Here is a 5,425-nt window from a genome sequence, read left to right as displayed (position 1 = left end):
TGAAAGACGACGAGCGCTAGATACAATCATAGTTAAGTTGGAAGTGATGGTTGTATTAATATTTTGGGTTGGTTCTCCTAGAAGAAATTCACCAATACCAATAATGCCATTCTTGACTTTTCCCAAATTAGATACAATAGACTAGAATTACAGATTAAAGCAGTTGATGTTTTTGTGGTTGTAGAAACAGTAGTCACCTTAAATCTATTGATCAGCAAAAATAAAAATCTACAGTTAATCAATGCTATCCCCAAAAATTTACCTCCCGTTAGTGCTGATGAAAACCGTTTACAACAAATTCTCTACAACCTAATTGGCAATGCACTCAAGTTTACTGACTCTGGTAAAGTTGAAATCTCAGCAGCACTAATTACCAATAATTATAACTCCCAAGCATTTCAGGAAATGATAATTACTGTTTCTGATACTGGTATTGGTATTCCCAGTGATAAATTAGAAAGCATTTTTAAATATTTTGAACAAGGAGAAGGTTCCACAGCTAGAAAATACGGTGGTACAGGTTTAGGGTTAGCTGTCACCAAGCAATTAGTTGAACTTCATGGGGGTAAAATTTGGGTACAGTCTCAATTTGGTGTCGGTTCTAGTTTTAGTTTTACTCTACCCATTTCCGAAAAATATGTCGCCGATCCTCTGAATATTTCTGTTTCTAGAGTTAATGATATCGTAGAAACATCCCCAAACATCGAACCCTATGAAAATCATTTAGCAGATGGTGATTTCCATATTTTAGTTGTTGATGATGAACCGATAAATGTGCAAGTTCTAACTAACCATTTGACGGCCAATAAATATCAAATTACTCAAGCATTAAATGGAAAAGAAGCTTTAGATGCTGTAGCCAAACATCAGAATTTTGACCTAATTTTGTTAGACGTAATGATGCCAAATATGTCTGGTTATGAAGTCTGCGCTAAAATTAGAGAAACATATCCTGCGGAGAATTTGCCCATTTTAATGTTAACTGCTAAAAATCAAGTGGCTGATTTGGTTATGGGTTTCCAATTTGGTGCAAATGATTATTTAACTAAACCTTTTGCTAAAGATGAGTTATTAACTCGGATTAAAACTCATATTCAATTATCAAAAATTACTAATTCTTATGAGCGTTTTGTTCCTCACGAATATGTGAAGTTACTCTCAAAAGAAAGTATTATCAATGTTAAATTAGGAGACAGAGTAAGTAAAGAAATGGCAATTTTCTTTTCTGATATTCGCTCTTTTACAACTATATCTGAGCAGATGACTTCTCAAGAAACTTTTGCTTTTGTGAATGGTTATTTACAACAGGTTTGTCCAGAAATTCGCGATCGCCACGGTTTGATTATTAAGTTTATGGGAGATGGGATTATGGCAGTATTCCCGGATGGCGCTGATGATGCCGTTGAAACTGCTATTGCTCAACTCAAGAAATTACAAGAATATAATCAGACCCTAAAAGCAGAAGATTTTCCCCCAATTAAAATTGGTATAGGTATTCATTGGGGTCATATGATGGTAGGTATAGTTGGAGAGGAAGGTCGAATGTCTGGAGATGCACTTTCTGATAATGTGAATTTGACGGCTCGTTTGGAAGGTTTGACTAAGTTTTATGGTGTGTCGTTATTAATTTCTGAGTCAGCTTTTAATTGTTTAAAAAATCCGCAAAAATATCAAATTCGGTTTTTAGACCGGGCATCTGTGAAGGGTAGAGATGAACCAATTAATGTTTATGAAGTGCTGGATGGTGAAGTTGATTCTGTACGAGAATTAAAATTAAAAACTCAGGTAGATTTTTCATTAGGTTTGGAGTATTATCGTTTAGGAGAGTTAGTTTCTGCTAAAGATTATTTTGAGAAAGTTTTAGCAGTTAATTCTTCAGATAAAACAGCTCAAGTTTATCTGGAAAGAATTGATGAGCTGATGGTAAATGGTGTACCGAAAAATTGGAATGGGGTTTGGGCATTTACTCAAAAGTAAAGGGAATAGGGAGTAGGGGGAGGGGGGGAGCGGGGGAGTAAGGGAGTAATTTTTGGGCTACTCTCCTGCCCAAAATGCGCACCTTTTTGAGCATAAAGAGCTGAACCTATCCCACTATTTTCAACAAGCTTATTTGTTTAAGTAAAATTTATTTTAAAAGCTTAATTTTTCGTTTTTAATTCTCAAAATATTTAAGGTTTTCAGCAAAAATATTATTAGTGGGATAGGTTCCTGAAAGCTAGGTACTTTTTCCAGATATAAAAAGGCTAAAACCTTTATATATAAATGCTTTTATATTTAATCAGCAAGCCCTAATTATTAATTATTAATTGTTCCCTATTCCCTATAATTTGTAACATTCTTTTTTTCGAATTTGCATGACCAAATTCAAGTTCAGAGATATATTAGAAATAAACCTAAAGCTTTGATGCTATTTAAACCTCTATCTCTGACACTGGGCAAAATGTTTAGCAAATTTCCTCTCAAAACTGTTCTAATTGTCCCTTTTATTCTGCAAATTGTTAGTGCTGTGGGATTAGTAGGATATTTTTCTTTTACCAATGGACGCCAAACTGTCGATACTCTTGCAAACCAGTTAACTAAGGAAATTAGCACTCGTATTGAACAGCACGTTTTAAGTTATCTCAACAAATCTTATCAGGTGCTAAGAGTAACCAATGATGCAATTGAAGGTGGCAATTTAGATGTCAACAATTTTGGGGCAATGCGAGCCTATTTTTGGCAAATTATCAAAGAAGGGGATTTGGAAAGTGACCTTTTTTTCGGTAATGAGCAGGGAGAATTTATTGGTGTTGAACTTAATCCTGATAATGGTGAAATTATCTTCCGGATTCGTACTATAGCTACTCAACCAGTTCGTGAAATTTACCGACTAGATTCTCGGGGTAATGCGGAAGAGTTTGTGAAAGTAAAAGAGTATGACCCCAGGATTCGCCCCTGGTATCAAGTGGCAAAGAAACTTGGTCAACCCACATGGAGTTCTATTTATGCAGCTTTCTCTCGTGCTAATACATCTTTGGATATATCCGCTGTCAGACCCATTTTTAATTCTACTGGCCAGTTAATCGGGGTTTTAGCAAATCAGACCAGCTTGACCAGGATTACAGAATTTCTCAAAAACTTAAATATTAGTCCCAATGGACAAAGTTTTATTATGGAGCGATCGGGAGATTTAGTTGTTAGCTCTCAGATTTCCCAACCATTCCTCACTATTGAATTTGGTAAAAAGAAAAAAATTAAACGCTTACAAGCTATTGATAGTGATAGCATTACAGTAAGTTCCACGGCCAAACACTTACAAAAAGAGTTCGGTAATTTTGATGAAATTGAGGGTAGCAAACAAATAAATTTTCCGATTGATGGAGAGTGGTATTATGCTAGCATAATGCCAGTTAGGGATGGTAAAGTTATTGATTGGTTAGTAGTAGTAGTTGTTCCCGAAAATGACTTCATGGAAAAAATTAACACCAACACCAAGAACACAATTTTATTCAGTCTTGCTGCTCTGATTGTAGCTATCTTAATAGGAATAGTCACCACTAACTGGATTTCCCAACCTATTTTACAACTTAATTCTGCGGCTAAAGAAATTGCTTAAGGCAAATGGGAAAATCAACTCAATATTCACCGTCGTGATGAAGTAGGCGAACTTGCCAACTCTTTTAATCTCATGGCAGCTCAACTTAAAAATTATTTTGAAACTTTAGAAACACAAAATGAACAACTCAAACAACTAGACCGCCTCAAAGACGAATTTTTAGCTAACACCTCCCACGAACTCCGAACCCCACTTAATGGGATTATTGGTCTTGGTGAATTTATCTTGGAAGGTAGCACTGGAGAGTTAAATCCGGTCACCAATTCCAACTTAAGTATGATAGTTTATAGCGCTCGTCGTCTATCTAATCTCGTCAAAGAAGCTTTGGCTGCTTTGGAGCAAGACAAGAATATTGACATGATTTTACTAGATGTAATGATGCCCAATATGTCTGGTTATGAAGTCTGCGCTAAAGTTCGGGAAAAATATCCCGCTCAAAGTTTGCCCATCTTGATGTTAACTGCTAAAAATAGAGTAGCTGATTTAGTTATAGGTTTCCGATTTGGTGCCAATGATTATTTGACTAAACCCTTTGCTAAAGATGAATTATTAACTAGGGTTAAAACCCATCTTCAATTATCAAAAATCACTAATGCTTACGGACGTTTTGTACCCCACGAATATGTCAAATTGCTATCAAAAGAAAATATTCTTGATGTCAATTTAGGCGATCGGGTGAGTAAAAAAATGGCTATATTCTTTTCTGATATTCGTTCTTTTACGAGTATATCTGAAAAAATGACTTCTCAAGAAACTTTTGCTTTTGTAAATGGTTACTTACAACAAGTTTGTCCAGAAATTCGCGCTTACAATGGTTTAATTATTAAGTTTATGGGAGATGGTATTATGGCTGTATTTCCTGAAGGCGCTGATGATGCTATACAGTCAGCTATTTCTCAACTTAAGACATTACAGAAATATAATCAGACTCTAAAAGCGATGGGTTTGTTACCGATGAAAATCGGCATTGGTATTCATTGGGGTCATATGATGGTTGGCATCATTGGAGAGGAAACTCGAATGTCAGGAGATGCACTTTCTCATAATGTGAATTTGACTTCACGTTTAGAAGGTTTGACTAAGTATTATGGAGTTTCTTTATTAATTTCTGAGTCAGCTTTTAAGAGTTTAAAATATCCTCAAAAATATCAAATTAGATTTCTAGATAGAGCATCTGTTAAGGGTAGAGATGAACCAATTAATGTTTATGAGGTGCTTGATGGAGAAGTAGATTATGTTCGAGAATTAAAATTAAGAACTCAGGCAGATTTTGAACTAGCTGTAGAGTATTATCGTTTGGGAGATTTGGTTGGTGCTAAGAATTATTTTGAGAAAGTATTAGCAGTTAATTCTTCAGACCAAACATCTCAACTTTATCTAGAAAGAATTGAGGAGTTAACAGCAACTGGTGTGCCGAAAAACTGGGATGGAGCTTGGGCATTTACTCAGAAGTAATATCAGTTTGATAAATATTTGCTACAAATAGGTAGACTATTTATTAGGAGTCAGGAGTCAGGAGTCAGAATAAATGGCTTCGATATTGTTTTTTAGGTCGGAACTTATATTTTTCGTCAACGGTATATCCCCATAATCATCCAAATTATATCAAATCCGGTTAAACAGTTATAGAATGGTTAAGTCTCTAGGAGTCAGGAGTCAGGAGTCAGGATTAGAGAGAATCACAAAGATGAGCGTAGTTATGACGATTGAATATTTTTTTTGTCCGATCAAACGGATTTGATATTATTCATAACGTTCTTTTTTTTTTAAATGGTAAAATATCAAATATCACCCATTTTTCCTACATATTCTTGAAAGTAGGGAGTAGGA

The 5,425-nt window shown here is 35.2% G+C and carries 3 protein-coding genes; all 3 read left to right on the top strand.

Annotated features, from left to right (window positions below; genetic code table 11):
• The first annotated feature begins 174 nt into the window (after window positions 1–174).
• The 3 genes from F6K13_RS16450 to F6K13_RS16440 all read left to right on the top strand — a co-directional run bounded on the left by F6K13_RS16450 (window position 175) and on the right by F6K13_RS16440 (window position 5,050).
• A complete protein-coding gene (locus F6K13_RS16450; RefSeq protein WP_287287851.1) occupies window positions 175–1,977 on the top strand; it encodes a response regulator in 1,803 nt (600 codons plus the stop codon).
• A gap of 463 nt (window positions 1,978–2,440) precedes the next feature.
• Complete coding sequence (locus F6K13_RS16445) at window positions 2,441–3,595, top strand: cache domain-containing protein (RefSeq protein ID WP_205127291.1); 1,155 nt, start codon at window positions 2,441–2,443, stop codon at window positions 3,593–3,595.
• Between the two features lie 24 nt (window positions 3,596–3,619).
• Window positions 3,620–5,050 (top strand): response regulator, encoded by a 1,431-nt coding sequence (locus F6K13_RS16440; RefSeq protein WP_338043143.1) that lies wholly within the window; start codon window positions 3,620–3,622, stop codon window positions 5,048–5,050.
• The last annotated feature ends 375 nt before the right edge of the window (window positions 5,051–5,425 follow it).

This window comes from Okeania sp. SIO2B9 (assembly GCF_010672505.1).
In the GTDB taxonomy this organism is placed as follows: Bacteria; Cyanobacteriota; Cyanobacteriia; order Cyanobacteriales; family Microcoleaceae; genus Okeania; species Okeania hirsuta.
The sequence above is the reverse complement of the archived record's forward strand: the minus strand, read 5'-3'. Positions and strand labels throughout refer to the sequence as shown.

Bases quoted from the DNA above. Each gene is read 5' to 3' on its own strand.
- F6K13_RS16445 (WP_205127291.1), top strand. From the start codon at position 2,441: ATGTTTAGCAAATTTCCTCTCAAAACTGTTCTAATTGTCCCTTTTATT.